This window comes from Pseudomonas fluorescens, assembly GCF_000802965.1.
GTDB classification, from domain to species: Bacteria; Pseudomonadota; Gammaproteobacteria; order Pseudomonadales; family Pseudomonadaceae; genus Aquipseudomonas; species Aquipseudomonas fluorescens_A.
The window spans coordinates 81574-101260 of the sequence record NZ_JSAK01000034.1 but is presented as its reverse complement, the minus strand read 5'-3'; the positions used below and the strand labels follow the sequence as shown (position 1 = coordinate 101260).

18 protein-coding genes and 1 tRNA gene are annotated in these 19687 nt (G+C 57.2%); 10 read left to right on the top strand and 9 right to left on the bottom strand.

The window, feature by feature from the left end:
• Positions 1-250 precede the first annotated feature (250 nt).
• Positions 251-1108: a hypothetical protein gene (locus tag NL64_RS26130; RefSeq protein WP_034150947.1), complete on the top strand. Its 858-nt coding sequence runs from the start codon at positions 251-253 to the stop codon at positions 1106-1108.
• 639 nt (positions 1109-1747) lie between these two features.
• On the opposite strand, the gene NL64_RS26125 is transcribed toward NL64_RS26130, so the two are convergent.
• Positions 1748-2392 carry a hypothetical protein gene (locus NL64_RS26125; protein ID WP_034150946.1) on the bottom strand — a complete coding sequence of 215 codons (645 nt, stop codon included), beginning with the start codon at positions 2390-2392 and terminating at the stop codon, positions 1748-1750.
• A gap of 382 nt (positions 2393-2774) precedes the next feature.
• On the opposite strand from NL64_RS26125, the gene NL64_RS26120 reads away from it, so the two are divergent.
• The 3 genes from NL64_RS26120 to NL64_RS26110 all read left to right on the top strand — a co-directional run bounded on the left by NL64_RS26120 (position 2775) and on the right by NL64_RS26110 (position 4545).
• Positions 2775-3482 carry a recombinase family protein gene (locus tag NL64_RS26120; protein ID WP_034150945.1) on the top strand — a complete coding sequence of 236 codons (708 nt, stop codon included), beginning with the start codon at positions 2775-2777 and terminating at the stop codon, positions 3480-3482.
• 341 nt (positions 3483-3823) lie between these two features.
• Positions 3824-4291 (top strand): hypothetical protein, encoded by a 468-nt coding sequence (locus tag NL64_RS26115; protein WP_034150944.1) that lies wholly within the window; start codon positions 3824-3826, stop codon positions 4289-4291.
• Positions 4292-4323: 32 nt separating this feature from the next.
• Positions 4324-4545: a hypothetical protein gene (locus NL64_RS26110; protein ID WP_034150943.1), complete on the top strand. Its 222-nt coding sequence runs from the start codon at positions 4324-4326 to the stop codon at positions 4543-4545.
• A 68-nt stretch (positions 4546-4613) separates the two neighbouring features.
• Here NL64_RS26110 and NL64_RS26105 read toward each other — a convergent pair whose 3' ends face one another.
• Positions 4614-4886, bottom strand: a complete 273-nt coding sequence (locus tag NL64_RS26105; protein WP_034150942.1) for a hypothetical protein — start codon at positions 4884-4886, stop codon at positions 4614-4616.
• A gap of 3 nt (positions 4887-4889) precedes the next feature.
• On the bottom strand, positions 4890-5144 hold the full coding sequence (locus NL64_RS26100) for a hypothetical protein (RefSeq protein ID WP_034150941.1): 255 nt from the start codon (positions 5142-5144) through the stop codon (positions 4890-4892).
• Between the two features lie 786 nt (positions 5145-5930).
• On the opposite strand from NL64_RS26100, the gene NL64_RS26095 reads away from it, so the two are divergent.
• Positions 5931-6155, top strand: a complete 225-nt coding sequence (locus NL64_RS26095) for a hypothetical protein (protein ID WP_052321310.1) — start codon at positions 5931-5933, stop codon at positions 6153-6155.
• Between the two features lie 198 nt (positions 6156-6353).
• Here the strand turns inward: NL64_RS26095 and NL64_RS26090 are convergent.
• Positions 6354-6430: transfer RNA gene (locus NL64_RS26090), tRNA-Val, on the bottom strand.
• A gap of 183 nt (positions 6431-6613) precedes the next feature.
• Between NL64_RS26090 and NL64_RS26085 the strand changes: the two genes are divergently transcribed.
• Positions 6614-7897 (top strand): NAD(P)/FAD-dependent oxidoreductase, encoded by a 1284-nt coding sequence (locus NL64_RS26085; RefSeq protein WP_034150940.1) that lies wholly within the window; start codon positions 6614-6616, stop codon positions 7895-7897.
• Positions 7898-7986: 89 nt separating this feature from the next.
• On the opposite strand, the gene NL64_RS26080 is transcribed toward NL64_RS26085, so the two are convergent.
• From NL64_RS26080 to NL64_RS26060, 5 genes are all read right to left on the bottom strand, one after another.
• Positions 7987-8958: an XdhC family protein gene (locus NL64_RS26080; RefSeq protein WP_034150939.1), complete on the bottom strand. Its 972-nt coding sequence runs from the start codon at positions 8956-8958 to the stop codon at positions 7987-7989.
• A gap of 1 nt (position 8959) precedes the next feature.
• A complete protein-coding gene (locus tag NL64_RS26075) occupies positions 8960-10198 on the bottom strand; it encodes a c-type cytochrome (RefSeq protein ID WP_034150938.1) in 1239 nt (412 codons plus the stop codon).
• A 2-nt stretch (positions 10199-10200) separates the two neighbouring features.
• Positions 10201-10740, bottom strand: a complete 540-nt coding sequence (locus tag NL64_RS26070) for a (2Fe-2S)-binding protein (protein ID WP_007982256.1) — start codon at positions 10738-10740, stop codon at positions 10201-10203.
• Positions 10733-13564 carry a xanthine dehydrogenase family protein molybdopterin-binding subunit gene (locus tag NL64_RS26065; protein ID WP_034150937.1) on the bottom strand — a complete coding sequence of 944 codons (2832 nt, stop codon included), beginning with the start codon at positions 13562-13564 and terminating at the stop codon, positions 10733-10735. Before NL64_RS26065 ends, NL64_RS26070 begins: the two co-directional genes overlap by 8 nt.
• Positions 13565-13750: 186 nt before the next feature.
• The gene (locus NL64_RS26060; protein WP_034150936.1) at positions 13751-14692 is read right to left on the bottom strand and encodes a LysR family transcriptional regulator; all 942 of its coding nucleotides are present in this window, start codon (positions 14690-14692) and stop codon (positions 13751-13753) included.
• A 125-nt stretch (positions 14693-14817) separates the two neighbouring features.
• Here NL64_RS26060 and NL64_RS26055 point away from each other — a divergent pair, with 125 nt between their 5' ends.
• The 4 genes from NL64_RS26055 to aldA are packed head-to-tail and all read left to right on the top strand — an operon-like array spanning position 14818 to position 19599.
• Positions 14818-16113: an MFS transporter gene (locus NL64_RS26055; protein WP_034150935.1), complete on the top strand. Its 1296-nt coding sequence runs from the start codon at positions 14818-14820 to the stop codon at positions 16111-16113.
• A 33-nt stretch (positions 16114-16146) separates the two neighbouring features.
• Positions 16147-17331 carry an L-rhamnonate dehydratase gene (rhmD, locus tag NL64_RS26050; protein ID WP_034150934.1) on the top strand — a complete coding sequence of 395 codons (1185 nt, stop codon included), beginning with the start codon at positions 16147-16149 and terminating at the stop codon, positions 17329-17331.
• A gap of 14 nt (positions 17332-17345) precedes the next feature.
• Positions 17346-18146, top strand: coding sequence for an aldolase/citrate lyase family protein (locus NL64_RS26045; RefSeq protein ID WP_034150933.1), 801 nt, complete (start codon positions 17346-17348; stop codon positions 18144-18146).
• Between the two features lie 19 nt (positions 18147-18165).
• Complete coding sequence (gene aldA, locus NL64_RS26040; RefSeq protein WP_034150932.1) at positions 18166-19599, top strand: aldehyde dehydrogenase; 1434 nt, start codon at positions 18166-18168, stop codon at positions 19597-19599.
• The last annotated feature ends 88 nt before the right edge of the window (positions 19600-19687 follow it).

Sequence of the window (19687 nt, the reverse complement as noted above, 5' to 3'; positions counted from 1 at the left end):
TGTGTTGGCCGGACGCTTACCCTACTGCGGCCTTCGAAGCTTACAAGCAGGCAAGACAATCGTATGGACAAGAGTTGGCCGAGTTCTACGACGGGCTGATTGACGAGAGAGTCATTAGCAGACTGAAGAACCTGTCAGCCCACATTCGCGACTGATTTACCCCCAAGTACCACCGCAGGTCTACGCCTGCGGCAACCACTACTAACGAGGCACATGCCTATGAAATGAACTTGAACAGGAGAATTATCCCATGCCGCATCCATTCGTTTTGAATTTGATCCCCACCTCAGCCAATGATGAGTTGGCTACTGTAGCTGGAGTCGCACCGATCCCAACAAAATCGGATTCTGGCCACGCCTTTGATGCACCGACGATCGAAGAGCAGGTTGTGCAGCTACGACGGGACGGCCTGTCCATTGCCAAAATCGTGCAATCCACAGGACACCCTGAACGCAAAGTCAAAGCCCTGATTAAAGGCATACCAATGGGGATTTCTACACCCTTTGATAAGTCCGTGAGTCGAATTTATGACCTCGCGACTCGCTCCCAAGGAATCAAAGACTACGAGCTTCGCGGAATCCTGCATCAAGAGTACGGTTGTAAATGGGATACTGCTGAAGGGCGTTACTACAGCAGTTTCGACGCAGATGTGGTCAAACGAGTCAAAGAAAGGGTGCGACAGCGTGCGTCCAAGGACGACTCAAACGTCATCTTCGTAATGGACTGGGTAGACGAAACGGCGCCAACCGGAAGCCGTCTTTTCCTCGAAAACTCTGCACTCAATTTGATGTGCAGGATAGATGAGTGCGTCAATCAGTTCATGGAGCTCCATGGAACTTGTGCCGCAGAAGACAGTGAAGATGCCGACTTAGCACGACGTAAACAGGCATATGCTGCTCGAATGCATATTCTTAAGATCGTTAGCGGGCTTGGTGCGGAACCAGTCGCCAAGCTGCTTGTACGAACGACTGCCGTGACCAATTCATTGGATGGCGTTTCAGACATGAGCGCCCCACAAGCTAAGGGCTCTCGAGACGAGTACTTTCCAGAACCCTCGTACAATGATCCGTTTCTGGAATATGTTGAGTCTCAGGGTTGGCTGGGATAAGCGACCTAACACGTAGAAATCTGACCTGTCCGGTTCACGCCCACCATATGTATAGGGTCGGACACCGGACGGGAAGCTCAAAATTACACGCGAGTGAATTTTCACCAGTACCAGCGTTTCTGCATTGTCCCGATACTGGATCAGCACACCAGTAAATTAATATAGTATCAATACAAATCCAAGCTCTTGCTCTTGATCTGCTCTACCGAAGGCAATGTGCAATAACTGTCTGTGCTCACTGACGGGATACTACCGAATACGTCCGTATTCGTTTTTGCACCTACAAAGAAGAGCAAGATCAAAATCACAAGCAAAGAGCTGGATTTGTGTAAATTTAATTTATTACTGGAGTACATCCGTAGCAATATCGGCGGTCACGCCATGGTTGATTCAATGTAAAAACTTGCAATTTCGGTGCATAGACTCCAAGAGGAGCTAGATTTGTCTGATTTTTTATTTTCTGTTATTTAATTAAATATCACTGATTCTACTACTCACGCAAGTGCGTGGCGACTGAATATCGCCCGATATTGTGCACAACCATGAACCCCACAAAGTTATTATTCTGATGCTAGATTGCCACTTTATAAATGCATGAAAACCCACTATAAGACCATGGATTTTCATGCATAGTTAGCACTAATCAATAAAATAATACTTTTCCACACTTATCCGCACGAGAGCGGATAAACTTACATCGTTAATGGCTGCTAGTTTCATCAGCTTTAGATAGGTTTCTTCAGGCAGCATCATACTCGTCGGGCGTCCTTTTTCGGCAGAGGATATTTTTCCCGCGTCAAAATCAAAAAAACCTGACGCAATTGAAGGAATCTCCCATGACGACATATGCGTATCTACAGCTTCGAGAACCAACTCATTCATTTTCTTAGTGCCAAGAGCCTTGAGCATTTTTAATTTGCGGTGCTGGATTTTTGAAAACTGGATATTGAGCTTTTTATTAATTTGAGTGACAGGCTTTCCAACCATCTCATAGCGACGATTTAGCAGTGTCCCAGTCCCGAGATACTTAAGACCATACGACTCAATGAGCTTGGCTTCATGCAATAGCGCAGCAGCGTCATCATCAGATGAAAATACAATTTCCCAACCAAGGTCCTTACCGCGCTCTTTCCAATGAGCGACGAGGCGCTGAAGATCAGGATTGGTAGGGCGAAGTCTAGAAACCTTGGACCGACCACGAGTCCCCTTCCCTACGTAAACAACTTCTCCATCTGGAGTCGAAAGTACATAAACGTAGAAGCTGTGATAAAAATCAATACTCATAACTTACTCCACTTTTTATATAAATTTTGAGTGATGGAAGTCATTGAAAATGAATTTTCAAGCACTCAATAAAAGGGGAGCTAGGGCGGTTATATTTCAAGATTTTGTTTAATTTTTATCCACAGCAAAGCATTCGTCGCCGCGAATAAGGTAAATATATAATTGTCAGAAACGGAATGCAAGCGTACCCATTGCCAATCCCTTATCGATCTATCCATGGCTGAACCTGAGGGCAGAAAAGCAGCATTAATCGTTCGTTAGGCAGTTCGCACACACGCATCAATTCGAAATTATCATTAGGCAGGATGGTCGTTCTGCGAATTGACAAATACGGGCTTCAGCCTGAAAATGAACCCACAGTCAAAGCAGCAAGGATCAACAAATGAAGGTCGTCGCCTACATCCGAGTTTCCACAAAGTCCCAAGGTGATTCAGGCCTGGGCTTGGATGCACAACGCGAATACATCACTCGTGCTGCTCAGCAGAATAGCTGGGAAATCGTTGGTGAATTCATTGACGTGGTATCAGGGAAGCTTGCGATTGAGGATCGCCCTGAAGGCGCGAAAGCCTTGGCTCTGTGCAAGGAGCAGAACGCACAGTTGGTGGTAGCGAAGCTGGATCGCCTGAGTCGTGATGTTCACCACATTGCAGGCTTGATGAAGGCTATCAAGTTCAAGGTGGCTACCATGCCCCAAGCCCAGACGTTTGAACTGCACTTGTACGCAGCCTTGGCCCAACAGGAACGTGAGTTCATCGCCACCCGCACCAAGGAAGCTCTGGCATCCCTTCAGAGTCGTGCGGATGCTGGTGATGCTGTCGCAGTACAGAAGGTGAAGAATCGTTCTGATGCACTGGCAAAGGGACGTGCTGTAGCTGACATCAACACTGCCAATGACCAACGCATGAAGAACGTGAACGCGCATCAAGCAGCCATCAAACCCCACCTTGAATCTTGCCTGTACAACAAAGTGAATACGCTTCAGTCAGTCGCTGATTGCCTCAACTCCAAAGGCTTGCGTACTGCTCGTGGCAGCGAGTTCACACCAACGGCAGTACGTCGCTTGATGCTCGCCTTCAACGTCTCGTTCTGAGACCGTGAGGGCTTCAGAGCCGTCCAACTTATTTTGAAAAAGCACAGGTTTCTGGTTGAGCCACTCGTGCAATGCTAAGCACCTGGGCCACGCCGACAGTTTTCAGAATACCCCCACCCCCTCTTCCTGAAAGTGCTCATGAAAAATTTGGGCGGCTGGGTAGTTCGCACAGGAACGCCTTGCCTTATTTTCAGCCTGGGAAATCTGAAACGCTGTCGTAGTGTTGATTCTGAAAATACGGATTTTGGGAAATCAGCAGGGAACGATCCAGCCTGACATCTGGACACAAATCACATCACGCTGCCACCATAAGGCATCTTCTACCCTTCAAGGATTGAATCTTGTCAGCCAAAAGAACTATCGGAATCGTGCTCGCGGTCGGCCTCGCCTACGTTGTCATTAAAGGCGTGATCAACGCACCCACCAAGCCTACAAGTTCAACCGGGAGCACCTACACAGCTTCTGCCCCCACCACCGAATATCCCGAGAGCACAGCAGCCTACAATCAAGTAAACGCGGACATAGGATGCAAAAGCACCTATAGCGACCAGAAGAAAGACGACATATTCAATGCGAAATACAAAAATCACTGGATGACATGGAAAGGCGAGATTGCTCTGCTGGAGTCTGATGAGGTTTCGTTGAATGTGGATGGCATTGGAACTCAAGACCTACAGGTCGATTTCGCCGACAAGAACGCCGGGTATGACCTCTCAAAAGGAAGCCAGCTCAAAGTACGATTTCTAATGAAAACTGCTGGCGGGTGCTTCCTTCCTTTCAGCGGTCAAGACGCAACCGTGGTGCGATAACACATTTTTTACTTAATCAGGGACGATGCCTCATGACTGATAACAACGAAACAGTGGCTGACGCACTGGAACTACTTCTCCTCAACCAACATGCTATCGCCGCCGGGCTTGAGGAAGTGGCGCTGTGGATCGAGGCACGTGGCTCTGTCGATACCCACGACAACATCACCACTGCATTGGGAACGTTAGATTTGAATGCAGATGCGGCCACCGCAGTCATAGAAAAACTGCGTAGAAATCATCAATCAGGCTGAAGCAGATACCGCAATACAAAAGCCCCGCCGAAGCGGGGCTTTGCATCAGACCAAGACCTCCAAGACTATTACTGCCGCCACTCTGTCGGTTGCTGCTCTCCCGGCATTACCAACGCCTCATAATTCGAGATTCCCGCAGCACGTGCCGCAGCCGCCACGGTTGCCTTCGTGTAACTAACCGCACTGTCTATCGTACTACCGGGATTGAACCATGCAGTCCACAAGGTCGTGAGCTTGTGCTTCGTATAGTTTTGACCCTTGAGATATTCGTAAAACTTAGCTCTCGCTGTCTGAGTTACGTTACCGTTCAAGTCCACCGTCAAGGTTACAAAAATGGTCATGATTCATTCCCCCCGCGCTTTGTTGGCTTGAGAGACGACCGAACCAGCAAGAGTTTTTGTCTCTTCGCTGTACTTCTCGCTCTGAAGCACCCGACCTGCTTTCGCCTCCATCTCAGCACTCGTTTGCTTTCCAGTGTTGGCTTGGGCCAACGTGGAGGCTGCGAGACTTTTGGCAATTGCAGAGGCATGAGGATCGCGGAGGGTTTCAGAGGCCAGCTTGGCCACCTTCGCGGAGGATTGCTTGGTATTCTTTGACATAGGTAATTTCCTGATAATTGCGATTTAGACGCACGTATCCAGAAACGACCACCTATCATTCGACAGTTGACTCAACCGCAGTCAATTGGCTTTAATGGCGACCTTCTCGTGACCGTGCTCAAACGCATGCGTTAGAGGGTGCGGGTAGCCACGCCACGTTTGCCGACAGAAACGTGACTACTCGCAGACATCTTCAGCGGAACCGCCTTTATTGGCGGTTTTTGCGTTTGGCCATCTTATAGATTTCAGAATAGGGCTGCAAGCTCCTCTAGCGCATTCTGAGCATCTTTCTTTACTGATCCGCCCCATCGCCCCTCCTAATTACGCCACTACGCCCCAGAGGCCCTCTTGAGGGCCTGAATAGGCCATTAATAACGCCTACCAAAGCATCTTTTCAGGCGTAGCCACACCCTCCGACAAAAGAGCACTCTCGCAAATATTGAGGATGTACGGCACGCAAAACCCTACATGTAGGGTTTTTTAGGGAGGCAGCCACAAGATAATGCGTTCTTGAGGGTGTTGCAACGCACTACCTGTGGATAAACCTGTGCGTAAATCGTGCGTGAACGGCGGAACGAGCGTGTAGACCGCGACCTAGCTGGAGCGCACCGTTTTTAATCGATTTTCAACGACTGAAACGGCTATTGGGATTTTTAAGGGCGCGAACCCTATCTCAAGATTCCGCTATATATAGCCGCGAGCCAAGACGTTGCAGAACCACCGTTTACCGCTCAACCTGATGATGGCAAAGTGACTATCACTCAAACCACGCAGGAAGCAAAGACAATGAAAGACATCGTGATCACCGTAGTGAATTTCTTCGCTTGGATAGGGATCATCGTGGCAACGGTTGTGGGGTATTTCGCAATGAAGGGCAACTACGAGTACATCGGCGCCCTGATTGGCTTCGCCGTAGGCTGCCTAGGCTCTGGAGTGTGGTTCGTTCTCTCAGCAATCCACCAGAATATCCAGACCATTCGAGATATTGCTATCAAGCAGTCGCAAGGCTGATCACAACTTTCAACACCCGCCCCACCACCACCAACCCAAAGCAGAATCCCATCCGAAAATGAACTGATATCGGCGTTCACATTGCCCAGTGTGAACGAACCCGATATTTTGTGAACGTTCTGAAGAAATCCAAGACAACAAAAAAGGGCCCACCTTTCGGTGAGCCCTTCTAGACCGCCCAGCAGAGCGGATTTTGTTTGGTAGGCGCGATTGGACTCGAACCAACGACCCCCACCATGTCAAGGTGGTGCTCTAACCAACTGAGCTACGTGCCTGCTGTGAGGCGGCATTCTACGGAATTCCGGAGGGGTGTCAACACCTTTTTTCGCGCTAACCCTATGAATATGCAAAATATTTAATTTCGTGGTCGCCAAGAAGATTTTCCGGTGGCTGGCGGTCGATTTTTAACTCGGGTAGGATCAACGCACTCGTAAAATATATTAAACAGAGGCTGCAGGATGGCGCACACCCCCTACCCAGAGTCCTACTACGCCGCATCGGCCAATGCGGCTCCGCCGCGCCCAGCGTTGCAGGATGACGTTGAGACGGATGTCTGCGTGATCGGTGCCGGTTATACCGGGTTGTCGTCGGCCCTGTTCCTGCTGGAGAACGGCTTTCGAGTAACAGTGCTTGAAGCGGCGAAGGTGGGTTTCGGTGCGTCGGGCCGAAATGGCGGTCAGATCGTTAACAGCTACAGTCGCGATATTGATGTGATCGAGCGCAGTGTTGGCCCCAAGCAGGCTCAGTTGCTGGGGCAGATGGCGTTCGAGGGCGGGCGGATCATTCGTGAACGGGTCGCCAGGTACAACATTCAGTGCGACTTGAAGGACGGTGGTGTATTCGCCGCCATCACCGCCAAGCAGATGGGCCATCTGGAATCGCAGAAACGCTTGTGGGAACGCTTCGGACATACGCAGCTTGAGCTGATGGATCAAAAGCGCATTCGTGAAGTGGTGGATTGCGATCAATATATCGGCGGGATGCTCGACATGAGCGGCGGCCATATTCATCCGCTCAACCTGGCGTTGGGCGAGGCAGCGGCTGTCGAGTCGTTGGGCGGCACCATCTATGAGCAGTCGCCGGCGGTGCGCATCGAGCGTGGTGCGAATCCGGTGGTTCACACACCTCAGGGCAAGGTCAGGGCCAAGTTCATTATCGTCGCGGGTAACGCCTACCTGGGCAATCTGGTTCCGGAGCTGGCCGCCAAGTCGATGCCGTGCGGCACTCAGGTCATCACCACGGAACCTTTGGGCGATGAGTTGGCGAAAAATCTGCTGCCCCAGGATTACTGTGTCGAGGACTGCAATTATCTGCTCGACTACTACCGACTGAGTGGCGACAAGCGTCTGATTTTCGGTGGTGGCGTGGTGTATGGCGCGCGGGATCCGGCGAACATCGAGGCGATCATCCGACCGAAAATGCTCAAGGCTTTCCCGCAGCTAAAGGATGTGAAGATCGATTACGCCTGGACCGGCAATTTCCTGCTGACCCTGTCGCGTCTGCCGCAAGTCGGGCGACTGGGCGACAACATCTACTACTCCCAGGGTTGCAGCGGCCACGGCGTGACCTACACGCATCTGGCGGGCAAGGTGTTGGCCGAAGCGTTGCGGGGTCAAGCGGAGCGTTTCGATGCGTTTGCCGACCTGCCGCACTACCCGTTTCCCGGCGGACAGTTACTGCGCACACCGTTCGCGGCGTTGGGTGCCTGGTATTACGGGTTGCGGGATAAATTTGGCTACTGACCTTTAAAGCAAAAGATCGCAGCCTGCGGCAGCTCCTACAGAAAAACATGATCTGTGTAGGAGCTGCCGCAGGCTGCGATCTTTTGATCTTAAAGCCGATCCCGCGCGATCCCGCTACGAATCCGCAAGATGTCAGCCAGCACCGCCAATGCAATTTCCGCCGGCGTCTTGCTGCCCAGGTTCAAGCCGATCGGCGCATGGATCCGCGCCAGTTCCGACTCACCCAAACCACCAATACGCCGTAACCGTTCGAAGCGTTTTTGCGAAGTCTGCACGGACCCCATCACACCGATATAAAACGCCTCGGTGCGCACCGCTTCCATCATCGCCAAATCGTCGATGCGCGGATCATGAGTCAACGCCACCACTGCCGTGTCGCTGTGGCAGCCGCCATCGGCGATGAACACTGACGGCAATTGACGACGAATCTCCACATTGTCCAGCACCACGCCTTCCAGTACTTCATCGCGTGGGTCACACAAAATCACCTCGAACCCCAGGCCCACGGCGAACTCTGCACAGGCCTGAGCCACGCTGGAATACCCAGCCAGCAGCAATCGCTGAGCCGCACCGATGCGCAAGCGAACCCGGTCGATCTCGCGCTCGACACGCACGCCCTGCTCGCGATCATCGAACAGACTGCGCGCGCCACTGGCGAGGTCCACTTCACGAATCAACCGACGCCGGCCCAACAGCGCCGACTCCAGCTCCCGCAAATGCGCCTGAACATCGCAATCGGACTCAAGCTTTTCCACCAGCACATCGAGCACGCCGCCGCAGGGCAGACTCACTCGCGAGCGCGGGTCGTCGCCTTCGCCGTAGCGCACGACGTTGACCGCTTGCTCAAAGGCGCCCTCGGCCACGCGATCAAGAAAATCTTCCTCGACGCAGCCACCGGACAGTGAACCGATCCACTGTCCGTCAGCATTCACCGCCAGCAACGAGCCCGGCGCACGAGGCGCCGAACCGTAGGTGGCGAGGACCGTGCACAGCCAGACGCGCTGACCGGCCGTCGACCACTCCAGCGCCCGCCGCACCACTTGCAGATCGAGATGCTGCATGTCAGTGGGCCTTGTGCTCGAGCGGCGGCGCATCGGTCCGCAGCTTCTGCACGTCGCTCACGGCCAGATCCGTCGGCTGACCACCCCAACCCTGACGCAGGTAATTCAGCAGATCCGTGAGTTGCGCATCACTGAGTTTCTCGACAAAACCCGGCATCGGTTGCATGTGTTCGAACCCGGAAAACTTCTGCTCGCCGATACCGTCATCGATCACCCGTACCAGGTTGCGCGGGTCTTCCAGACGCAACGTCGTGTTGCCACGCATGGCTACAGCGATGTGCGGTTTGCCTTCGCCATCGACCGCGTGGCAACCGGCGCAGACGTTCAGGTAGTCCTGACGACCGCGCTGGGCGCTGGCGCTGAGTTTTTCCAGCGGCACGTCGGTCAGCACTTTCGCCGCTGGCGGTTGATCGCCGAGCAGGAAGGTAGCCATGGCGGCCAGATCCGGGTCAGTGAGACCCTGGGTGCTGTTGTGGAACACCGGGAACATCTCGTTGAACATCGTGCCCTGGGCGCTCATGCCGTGCTTGAGGAACGAGCTCAGGTCCTGATGATTCCAGCCGCGCGCGGCCAGGTCAGTGGCCAGCAGGCTCGGCGCGAGGTAGCCGTTGAGGATGCCGCCGGTCATGCGTTTGTCCATCTGCATCGCACCGGGCAAGCCGCGTGGCGTGTGGCACTCGCCGCAGTGGCCGAGCACGTCGACCATGTACTGGCCGCGCTTCCAGGCTTCGCTTTTGCCTTCGGCAGATTCGAGCTTCACGTCTTTGCCGTACATCATGTTCCAGCCCATCAGGCCCGGACGCACGTTGAACGGAAAAGTCAGGCTGGTGACCGGTGCGGCACGCTCGATCGGCGCGACGGTTTTCAGGTAGGCGTGAATCGCATCAGAGTCCGCACGCGGGATCAGGTGATACGAGGTGTACGGCATCGCCGGATACAGGTTCGCGCCATCGCGACGCTTGCCTTCAGTCAGCGCGGCGAAGAATTCGTCATCGTTGTACAAACCGATGCCGTGCTCTTTGCTCGGGGTGATGTTGGTGCCGTAGATCGTGCCGAACGGCGATACGATCGGCAGACCACCCGCATACGGCGCGCCGCCCGGTGCGGTGTGACACGCCATGCAGTCGGCGGCGCGAGCGAGGTATTCGCCTTGCTTGACCTGTGCCTCGTCGGCGTGAACCAGCAACACAGGCGCAGTCAGACCGACCGCCAGAGTCAGGCGGGAAAGAAGTTGCTTCATGCTTAACCCTCCTTGACCAGGCCGAGATCGGTCAGCACGTTGCGGGTCGCGCTGTAGTAACGCACGTACCCGGTGCAACGGCAGATGTGGTGACCGAGGCTGTCCTCGATGACTTTTTCCAACTGGCTTTTGACGATCGGCTGACGCTGCAGCTTTTCCACCAATACGGTCGCGGCATTGACGAAGCCCGGCGCGCAGTAGCTGCACTGGAACGCGAATTCATCGACGAAGCGCTGCTGGATCGGGTTCAGCTCGGTGACTTTGCCCTGCTCGTCGCGGGTAGCGTGACCTTCGATGGTCCGCACTTTCTTGCCTTCGAAGTAATGCGCGCCGGTGATGCAGGTGCGCACTTCTTCGCTGGTGCCGTCCGGGTTATCGACGATTACGACGCAAGCGTGGCAGATGCCCTGGCCGCAACCCAGGCGCGAACCGGTGAGGTTCTTGTATTCGTGCAGGTAGTCGATCATCGGCAGGTCATCAGGGATGTCCACCGGGCCGACGGATTGACCGTTGAGGGTCAGTTGAAGCGGACGGTTAGCCATTGAGGGCCTCCTTGATGCGTGCAGAAGTGATAGGCAGGTCGCGGACACGCTTGCCGATTGCGTGGGCCACGGCATTACCGATGGCACCGACCACCGGGATCATCACCACTTCGGCGATGCCTTTGGACGGGTCGCTTGGCGACAATGGCGGCAGGATTTCCGCAGTCTGTTTCCACACCGCCACGTGCCGCGCCATCGGCAAGCGGTAACGGTTGAAGTTCCAGTCGCCCTCCCCCGGCCCGCCTTCGTACAGCGGCATTTCTTCCATCAGCGCGTGGCCGATGCCCATGGCGATACCGCCTTCGAGTTGCCCCTTGACCAGTTCCGGCACCAGCACCCGACCGCACTCGACCCACGAGTGGTGGTTGAGTACCGACACTTCGTTCGAACCCTTGTTGACCTTCACTTCCACCAGCGTTGCCACCGGGCTGTAGTAAGTCACCGCCGCGTTGTTCAACTGGGTCACCGGGTAGGCAATGTTCTGCCGATCCAGCAGATGGAAACCGGCGCTGTTCATCTGTGCCAGCTTCGCCTTCGGTGCACCGTCGCCGTACTTCACCGCCAGGCCATCGAGCGGCAAGCGTTCACGCACGCCGTCGATGCTGAACTCGGCCTCGGCCCAGCTCCAGCGGTTGAAGCCGTGAACCGTAGCGCCAGTCACCAGACCGCGCTCGTGGGCACGTTTGGCCAGCACTTCGAAAGGCAATGGCTCCATGCCGTTGGCGGTGAGTTTGCCGTCGACCCAATGCGCGTCTTCGCGGCGCACCACGTAAGGGTTGGCCTGGCCGCCGTAAGGGCCTTGTCGCCAGATCTCCAGCGCCGCCGGCCACAAGCCGTGGTTGAACAGCACGCGCGCCGCTTCACGGGTGGCATGACTGAAGTAGTAGGCGGAGTTGGTCGCCGACGACGCCGAAGCGATCTTGCCGACCCAACGCGGATTACGCAGGAAGTTGTCCTGCTCGGCCTGGCTCATGATGTACGGGTTGCCGCCGCTGATCAGCTGCAACTCTTTCCATTCGGTCTCGCCGGTCTTCACTTCGTGCGCCGGGTTACCGAGGAAATCGGCCACCACCATCGCCTGGGAAGTGGACATACCGGTGCCGATTTCGATGCCGATATGGCGCAGGGTAATGCGACCGTCAACGGTGTATTCGATGCTCGCCATCGGTGCTTCGGAACCGGTGCCGAAGTCTTTCTGGCAAATGGCGAAACCGACGCCGTACCAATTATCCGGGTCAGCGGCTTCGCGTTGTTTCTTGATCGCGGCGCGGTTTTTCCAGACTTCGTGAACAGCCGCCTTGTCGAGAATTTCGTGCAGGCGCAAGGCACCGGCAGGCACCGCGCCCTGGGTGTTTTTCATGCCCGAACGCAGCGCATTCTTGCGGCGCAGTTCGATGGCATCGACACCGAGGCGATCGGCGATTTCATCGACCATCATCTCGGTGGAGGCCATGCTCTGCAGGGTGCCGTAGCCACGCATCGAACCGGCTTCAACGGCGCGGGAATGGTAGGCCGTGACCTGTAAATCGTTCTGCGGCATGTAGTAGATCGACTGCGCCGCCGTGGCGCCAACCGCTGCCACGGACGGGCTGTAGTTGACCCGGCCGCCGCCGTCGACGCTCATCTCGGCGCGGAAAATCTTGAAGCTGTGGTCGGTTTTGTCCACCGCCAGTTGATAGCGGATATCGAACGGGTGACGTTTGATGCCGCTTTGGAATTGCTCGTAGCGGTCGTTGGCCAGACGCACCGGCACACCGGCGCCGTACAACGCGGCCAGCGCGGCGTAGTAGACGAAAATGTTGTGGTCTTTCGAGCCGTAGCCGACGGTGTAACCCGGGTGCATGTTCAGCTTGGCCAGGCCGAAACGCGACGGCGCGATCATCTTCGCGGTCTCGGTCGCGGTTTCCAGCGGGCACTGCGTGGCGACGACAAAATGCAGGGTCTTGGTGGCCGGGTCGTACCAGCCGTTGCCGTTGTCCGGCTCCATGGCGGCCGGTTCGATTGACGGCGTCTTGTAGCGCTCGTCGAACACCAGCCAGTTGTCCGGCGGCGTCTCGATCTGCTGCTTCATGCGGTCGGCGTAGAACAGGCCGCGCTCAGTCAGGTTGCCGTGCAGGTTCGGCTGGGAATTCCATACCGGGCGACGGTTTTTCAGCATCGGGAACAGGATCGAATCCTTGAGGCTGGCGAATTCGTCTTCGTCCGCCGAAGTCGGGCCGCCCACTCGCACGTAGCGGAAGCTGCCGTAGGGATCGCCTTCGTAGAACGGCGCTTTCTCGCCGTAGCGGATTGCTTTGTCATTGAATTTGAGTTTGGCCTTGGCCTGGCGGAAGCGCTCGAAGTCGTTCCAGATCAGGATCGCCACCGGATGACCGATGAACATCGGCACCTTGCCGACCGGCAGCAGTGGATCAGGGGCGTGTTCTTCCGGGAAGACGATGCCGTCCTTGACCAGATCGTCGGCGGTGACGATGCGGTCCGGCTGCAACTCGGCACCGAGCCACGACAGGTCGTAACCGTCGTAGATACGGTCGGCCTTGATGGTTTTCAGCAGCATGGCGTGGCCTTGCTGCTGCGGCCAACCCGGCATGTCCTTGGCGCGGATGTCGCGGGCAAAGACTTTGCTGCCGCAGACCTTGGACAAGGCATCGTTACGGGCGCGCGCCTTGCCGTTATTGCCGAGCCACTGCTCGGACGGCACGGTCACGCTGTTTTCCATCAAGGCTGCCAGCGCCTGACTGCTGAGCGGTGTAAGCGTCACGCTCACACCCGCTACCAGCCCGCCCTGCAGGAACGAACGCCGGGATATTTCACGGTTGGACATGGATCATCCTCTGGGCGGTTATGGGGTCCGCCCTTCTGGTTATGTTCTGGAAATCTCGAGTCTTGCAGAAGCCCTTTCTTGACGTTGCAAAGGGCTGTAACGACAGTGCAAAGCTGACCGAAAGGTTAAGTTTATAGACTTATGCACTCGCGGAAAATAACCAGACACAAAAAACTGACCAACGAATCAAAATCTGGCCGCCTTGCTGCGCAGCAAATCGATGAACAAACCCAACTCTCGACTGACGTGTTCGCCCTTTCGTAACAATAGTCCGAACGGCGCCAGTTGCACGTCCAGCTCAACCGGCAACGCGACTACCAGACCCATTTTCAAGTAGTCGCGCAAAGCGGTTTCCGAGAGCACCATGATGGCGTCGGTCAGTTGAATCAGCTGCTGCATGGAGTACACCGAACTGCATTCGATGATGTCCGCCGGCAGCGGCAAGGCCAGGCGCTGCAAGGCTTGATCCAGGCCGATGCGCGCCGGGCTGGTTTCCGGTTGCAGGATCCACGGCCAGGCGCTGACCAGTTCCGCCAGTTCCAGCTTCGTGCGCTTGGCCAGCGGATGACCGGCATGCACCACCACCAGCAGGCGTTCGTTACCCAGTTGTTCGAACTCGTAATGCTCGCTGTCGGTGGCGGCGTTGCGCCGGGCGATGGCGAGGTCAATACGGCCCTGTTCCAGTAACTGGATCACCTGGTCGCTGGTGTCGCCCATGATGCGAATCCGCAGCTGCGGGTTGAGCGACTTGATTTCGGCAATCGAATCCATGACCAGGTCCGGTGCCGCGCCCATGATGGTGCCGATCGACAGATAACCGTAGCCGCCCTGTTGCCGCGCCATCAGATCCTCGGCGCAACGATCGAGGCCGCTGAGGGCCGACTCGGCAAAACGGATCAGTTCCTGACCCAGCGCTGTCGGTCGCATGCCCCGTGGCAAACGCTCGAACAGGTCGCAACCGAACATGTCTTCAATCTCATGCAACATGCGGGTAGCAGCCGGTTGCGACATGTTCAGGGTTTGCGAGGCGCGGTGCAGGTTCTGGCTGGTGCTGAGCGCCACCAGCATGTGCAGATGCTTGTAGCGCAAGCGGTTGAACAGGCTGCGGGAAAGGATAGGCGTGGTCATGGCGAGACTTCTCTATCGATACCCTGAGGGTATCAGTTGTGAGCTAGATTCGATTTGTAACGCATCGATCAGCGGCCGTACAGTCTTTCCCATAAGAACAAATGCCCTACCAAAGGAAACCTGCGATGAAGACTCTACCCGCGCCTCTGCTCGCCAAAATTTCCTGGCGGCTGCTCCCGTTTCTCCTGCTGATGTACATCATGGCCTTCCTCGACCGCGCCAACGTCGGGTTCGCCAAGCAAGCCTTTCAAGCCGATACCAATATCAGTGACGCCGCCTTCGCCTTTGGCGCCGGGGTGTTCTTCGTTGGTTATGCATTGCTCGAAGTGCCAAGCAATCTGATCCTGCACCGCGTCGGCGCCCGTCTGTGGATGTGCCGCATCATGGTTACCTGGGGCCTGGTCTCCGCGGCCATGGTCTTCGCCCACACCGAAACCAGCTTCTACATCCTGCGCTTTTTGCTGGGCGTAGCCGAAGCCGGTTTTTTCCCCGGCGTAATCCTTTACCTCACCTACTGGTTCCCCAGCGCCGTGCGTGGCAAGGCCATGGGTTTCTTTTACTTCGGTGCGCCACTGGCCTTCATCTTCGGCAGCCCGTTGTCCGGCCTGTTGCTGGAACTGGACGGTTTTGCCGGTTTCCATGGCTGGCAATGGCTGTTCGCCGTTGAAGGCTTGATGGCCACGGCGGTAGGCATCTGGGCTTACTTTTACCTGGACAATCGCCCGGCGGACGCCAAGTGGCTGACGGTCGAAGAACGCCAGCAAGTGCAGACGCTGCTCGATCAGGAAGACAGCCACAAACAGAACCACGGCCGCAGCCTGCTCAATGTGATCTGCCAACCCTCAGTGCTGTACCTGTGCCTGATTTATCTGCTGATCCAGGCCAGCGTCTATGGCGTAGTGTTCTATCTGCCAACTCAGGTGGGCGGATTGCTCGGCACCAAAGTCGGATTGATGGTCGGACTGGTGACGGCGATCCCATGGATCTGCGCACTGCTGGCTGCGTACCTGATTCCCGGCTACAGCGACCGCACTGGCGAACGCCGCCGCACCGCTTGCCTGACCTTGCTCATGGCCGCCGCCGGGATCGCCTGCTCGGTGACCTTCAGCAATCCGCTGCTGGGCATCCTTGCCCTGTGCTTCGCCGCCTCCGGCTTCATCGCCGTGCAACCGGTGTTCTGGACCTTCCCTTCCAGCTACCTCGCCGGCAGCGCCGCCGCAGCCGGGATCGCCCTGATCAACTCGTTCGGTGCCCTCGGCGGTTTCATCGCCCCGGTGCTGAAGAACTGGGCCGAAGGCGCCTTCCATTCCCCGGCAGCAGGTTTGTATCTGCTGTCCGCTACCACCGTCATCGCCGCGTTGCTGGTGTTGGGCGTCCGCGCGCCCGGCCATAAAGCCTCGAACAAACCAGCCACCGTTTGAACCTGACCGCCGTTTAAAAAAAGGAGTCACACCATGGGCATTCCAACCATCAAACACGTCCGCGCCTTCACCCTGCGAGGCGGCGGCGCGGATTATCACGATCAGGCGGACGGCCACTGGATCGACGATCACATCGCCACGCCAATGAGCAAATACCCGGAGTACCGCCAAAGCCGCCGCACCTTCGGCATCAACGTACTCGGCACGCTCGTGGTGGAGATCGAAGCCAGCGACGGCACCATTGGTTTTGCCGTAACCACCGGTGGCGAGCCGGCCGCCTACATCGTCGAGAAACACCTGGCGCGCTTCCTTGAAGGCGCTCGCGTCACCGACATCGAGAAGATCTGGGACCAGATGTACCAGTCGACCCTGTACTACGGGCGCAAAGGCATCGTGATCAACACAATCTCCGGCGTCGACCTGGCGCTGTGGGACTTGCTCGGCAAGATCCGCCAGGAACCGGTGCACCAGTTGCTCGGCGGTGCGGTGCGCGACGAGTTGCAGTTCTACGCCACCGGCGCCCGCCCGGACCTGGCGCAGAAGATGGGTTTCATCGGCGGCAAGATGCCGCTGCACCACGGCCCGGCCGAAGGTGAAGAAGGCCTGCGCAAGAACCTCGAAGAACTGGCGACCATGCGCGAGCGCGTTGGCCCGGACTTCTGGCTGATGCTCGATTGCTGGATGAGCCTGGACCTCAACTACGCCACCAAACTGGCGGTCGGCGCCCACGAACATGGTTTGAAGTGGATCGAGGAAGCCCTGCCGCCGGACGATTACTGGGGCTACGCCGCCCTGCGCAACAACGTGCCCAAAGGCATGCTGGTGACCACCGGGGAACACGAAGCCACCCGCTGGGGTTTCCGCATGCTGCTGGAGATGGGCTGCTGCGACATTATCCAGCCGGATGTGGGCTGGTGCGGCGGGCTCACCGAACTGGTGAAAATCTCGGCGCTGGCCGACGCTCACAACGCGCTGGTCATTCCCCATGGCTCGTCGGTGTACAGCTATCACTTCGTTGCGACCCGGCATAACAGCCCGTTTGCCGAATTCCTGATGATGGCGCCCAAGGCTGACGAGGTGGTGCCGATGTTCCATCCGCAATTGCTTGGCGAACCGGTGCCGGTGAACGGCCGCATGCGCCTGTCGGAACTCGACCAACCCGGCTTTGGCGTGACGCTGAATCCGGAATGCCAACTGCACCGTCCGTATAACCGCTGAGAAAGGAGTTCGTGATGAACATGCCGCACAACGCTTTCAAAGCCGCACTGAAACAACCGGCGACCCAATACGGCATCTGGGCCGGGTTCGCCACTGGCTACGCCGCCGAGATCGTCGCCACCACCGGTTACGACTGGATGCTGATCGACGGTGAGCACGCACCGAACACCGTGCCCGGCGTGCTGGCGCAGTTGCAAGCCGTCGCTCCCTACTCCACCGCGCCGGTCGTGCGCGCGGTGACGGGTGACGCCAATCTGATCAAACAACTGCTGGATATCGGCGCGCAAACGCTGATGATCCCGATGGTCGAAACCGCCGAGCAAGCGGCGGCGCTGGTCCGCGCCATGCGTTATCCGCCCCATGGCATTCGCGGCGTCGGAGGCGGCTTGACCCGCGCCACCCGTTGGGACGGCGTACCTGATTATTTGAACACCGCCCATGAACAGCTGTGCCTGATCGTTCAGGTGGAATCACGGCTGGGCGTTGAAAATGTGGAGGCCATCGCCGCCGTCGAAGGCGTCGATGCTGTGTTTATCGGCCCTGCGGACTTGTCCATCGGGCTCGGCCACGCGGGCAATCCGGGTCACCCGGAAGTCCAGGAACGCATTCAACACGCCGTCAACGCCACGCTGGCGGCCGGCAAGGCCTGCGGGATTCTCGCGCCGAACGAAGAAGATGCGCGCCGCTATCAGGGCTGGGGCTGCCAGTTCATCGCCGTGGCCATCGACATCAGCCTGCTGCGTCAGAGCGCCACGGCCACCCTCGCCCGCTACCGCACACCGGCCACCGAACAAGCGCCGTCGCGTACCTATTGATCAGCCAAGGAGCCTTTCCATGTCGTCCGTGCCTGTTTACGAAAACTTCATCAATGGCCAGTTTGTGGCCAGCGCTGCCCATCTCGACGTGATTAACCCGGCCACCGGCGCCGTGCTGTCGAAAGTCCCGGCCTCGACTGCCGAAGACGTCGAACGTGCACTCACCGCCGCCCGTACCGCGCAAAAGGACTGGGCACGCAAACCGGCGAATGACCGCGCCGGTTACTTGCGCCGGATCGCTGCCAAGCTGCGGGAAAACGTTGCGCACCTGGCGCGCACCATCACCCTCGAACAAGGCAAGATCAGCGGCCTGGCCGAAGTCGAAGTCAATTTCACCGCCGACTACCTCGACTACATGGCCGAGTGGGCCCGACGCATCGAAGGCGAGATCATCACCAGCGACCGTCAGAACGAAAACATCTTCCTGTTCCGCAAACCGCTGGGCGTGGTGGCCGGGATTCTGCCGTGGAATTTCCCGTTCTTCCTGATCGCCCGCAAAATGGCCCCGGCGCTGCTGACCGGCAACACCATCGTGATCAAGCCCAGCGAAGAAACCCCAAACAACTGCTTCGAGTTCGCCAGATTGGTCGCCGAAACCGATCTGCCGCCCGGCGTGTTCAATGTGGTTTGCGGCGACGGTCGGGTCGGCGCGGCGCTGAGTGCGCACAAGGGCGTGGACATGATCAGCTTCACCGGCAGTGTCGATACCGGTTCGCGGATCATGGCTGCCGCCGCGCCGAACATCACCAAACTCAATCTGGAACTGGGCGGCAAGGCGCCGGCCATTGTGCTGGCGGATGCCGACCTGGATCTTGCGGTAAAAGCCATCCGCGATTCGCGGATCATCAACAGCGGCCAGGTGTGCAACTGCGCCGAGCGGGTGTACGTCGAGCGTAAAGTGGCGGACCAATTTATCGAACGCATCGCAGCGGCGATGAGCGCGACTCGCTATGGCGATCCGATTGCGCAGCCCGATGTGGAAATGGGCCCGCTGATCAACCGCCAGGGTCTGGACAGCGTCAACCGCAAAGTCCGCACGGCGTTGAGCCAGGGTGCGAACCTCATCAGCGGTGGACAGATCGCTGATCTACCCAATGGCTTCCACTTCCAACCCACCGTATTGGCTGGCTGCAGTGCCGACATGGAAATCATGCGCGAAGAGATTTTCGGCCCGGTGCTGCCGATCCAGATCATCGACGACCTGGACGAAGCCATTGCCCTGGCCAACGACTGCGAATACGGCCTGACCTCATCGATCTACACCCGCGACCTGAGCAAAACCCTGCATGCGATGCGCGAGCTGGATTTTGGCGAAACCTACGTCAACCGCGAGAACTTCGAGGCCATGCAGGGGTTCCATGCCGGCGTGCGTAAATCCGGAATCGGTGGCGCGGATGGCAAGCATGGGTTGTACGAGTACACCCATACGCATGCGGTGTATTTGCAGGGCTGAACTTTGCTTTAAACCTGTGGCGAGGGAGCTTGCTCCCGTCGGGGTGCGAAGCGCCCCCATGAGGGGACTGCTGCGCAGTCCAGCGGGA

What these genes read in the sequence shown, in the direction of transcription:
- NL64_RS26130 (WP_034150947.1), top strand. Translation starts at nt 251, where the DNA reads ATGCCGCATCCATTCGTTTTGAATTTGATCCCCACCTCAGCCAATGAT.
- NL64_RS26125 (WP_034150946.1), bottom strand. Translation starts at nt 2,392, where the DNA reads ATGAGTATTGATTTTTATCACAGCTTCTACGTTTATGTACTTTCGACT.
- NL64_RS26120 (WP_034150945.1), top strand. Translation starts at nt 2,775, where the DNA reads ATGAAGGTCGTCGCCTACATCCGAGTTTCCACAAAGTCCCAAGGTGAT.
- NL64_RS26110 (WP_034150943.1), top strand. Translation starts at nt 4,324, where the DNA reads ATGACTGATAACAACGAAACAGTGGCTGACGCACTGGAACTACTTCTC.
- NL64_RS26105 (WP_034150942.1), bottom strand. Translation starts at nt 4,886, where the DNA reads ATGACCATTTTTGTAACCTTGACGGTGGACTTGAACGGTAACGTAACT.
- NL64_RS26100 (WP_034150941.1), bottom strand. Translation starts at nt 5,144, where the DNA reads ATGTCAAAGAATACCAAGCAATCCTCCGCGAAGGTGGCCAAGCTGGCC.
- NL64_RS26095 (WP_052321310.1), top strand. Translation starts at nt 5,931, where the DNA reads ATGAAAGACATCGTGATCACCGTAGTGAATTTCTTCGCTTGGATAGGG.
- NL64_RS26085 (WP_034150940.1), top strand. Translation starts at nt 6,614, where the DNA reads ATGGCGCACACCCCCTACCCAGAGTCCTACTACGCCGCATCGGCCAAT.
- NL64_RS26080 (WP_034150939.1), bottom strand. Translation starts at nt 8,958, where the DNA reads ATGCAGCATCTCGATCTGCAAGTGGTGCGGCGGGCGCTGGAGTGGTCG.
- NL64_RS26075 (WP_034150938.1), bottom strand. Translation starts at nt 10,198, where the DNA reads ATGAAGCAACTTCTTTCCCGCCTGACTCTGGCGGTCGGTCTGACTGCG.
- NL64_RS26070 (WP_007982256.1), bottom strand. Translation starts at nt 10,740, where the DNA reads ATGGCTAACCGTCCGCTTCAACTGACCCTCAACGGTCAATCCGTCGGC.
- NL64_RS26065 (WP_034150937.1), bottom strand. Translation starts at nt 13,564, where the DNA reads ATGTCCAACCGTGAAATATCCCGGCGTTCGTTCCTGCAGGGCGGGCTG.
- NL64_RS26060 (WP_034150936.1), bottom strand. Translation starts at nt 14,692, where the DNA reads ATGACCACGCCTATCCTTTCCCGCAGCCTGTTCAACCGCTTGCGCTAC.
- NL64_RS26055 (WP_034150935.1), top strand. Translation starts at nt 14,818, where the DNA reads ATGAAGACTCTACCCGCGCCTCTGCTCGCCAAAATTTCCTGGCGGCTG.
- rhmD (WP_034150934.1), top strand. Translation starts at nt 16,147, where the DNA reads ATGGGCATTCCAACCATCAAACACGTCCGCGCCTTCACCCTGCGAGGC.
- NL64_RS26045 (WP_034150933.1), top strand. Translation starts at nt 17,346, where the DNA reads ATGAACATGCCGCACAACGCTTTCAAAGCCGCACTGAAACAACCGGCG.
- aldA (WP_034150932.1), top strand. Translation starts at nt 18,166, where the DNA reads ATGTCGTCCGTGCCTGTTTACGAAAACTTCATCAATGGCCAGTTTGTG.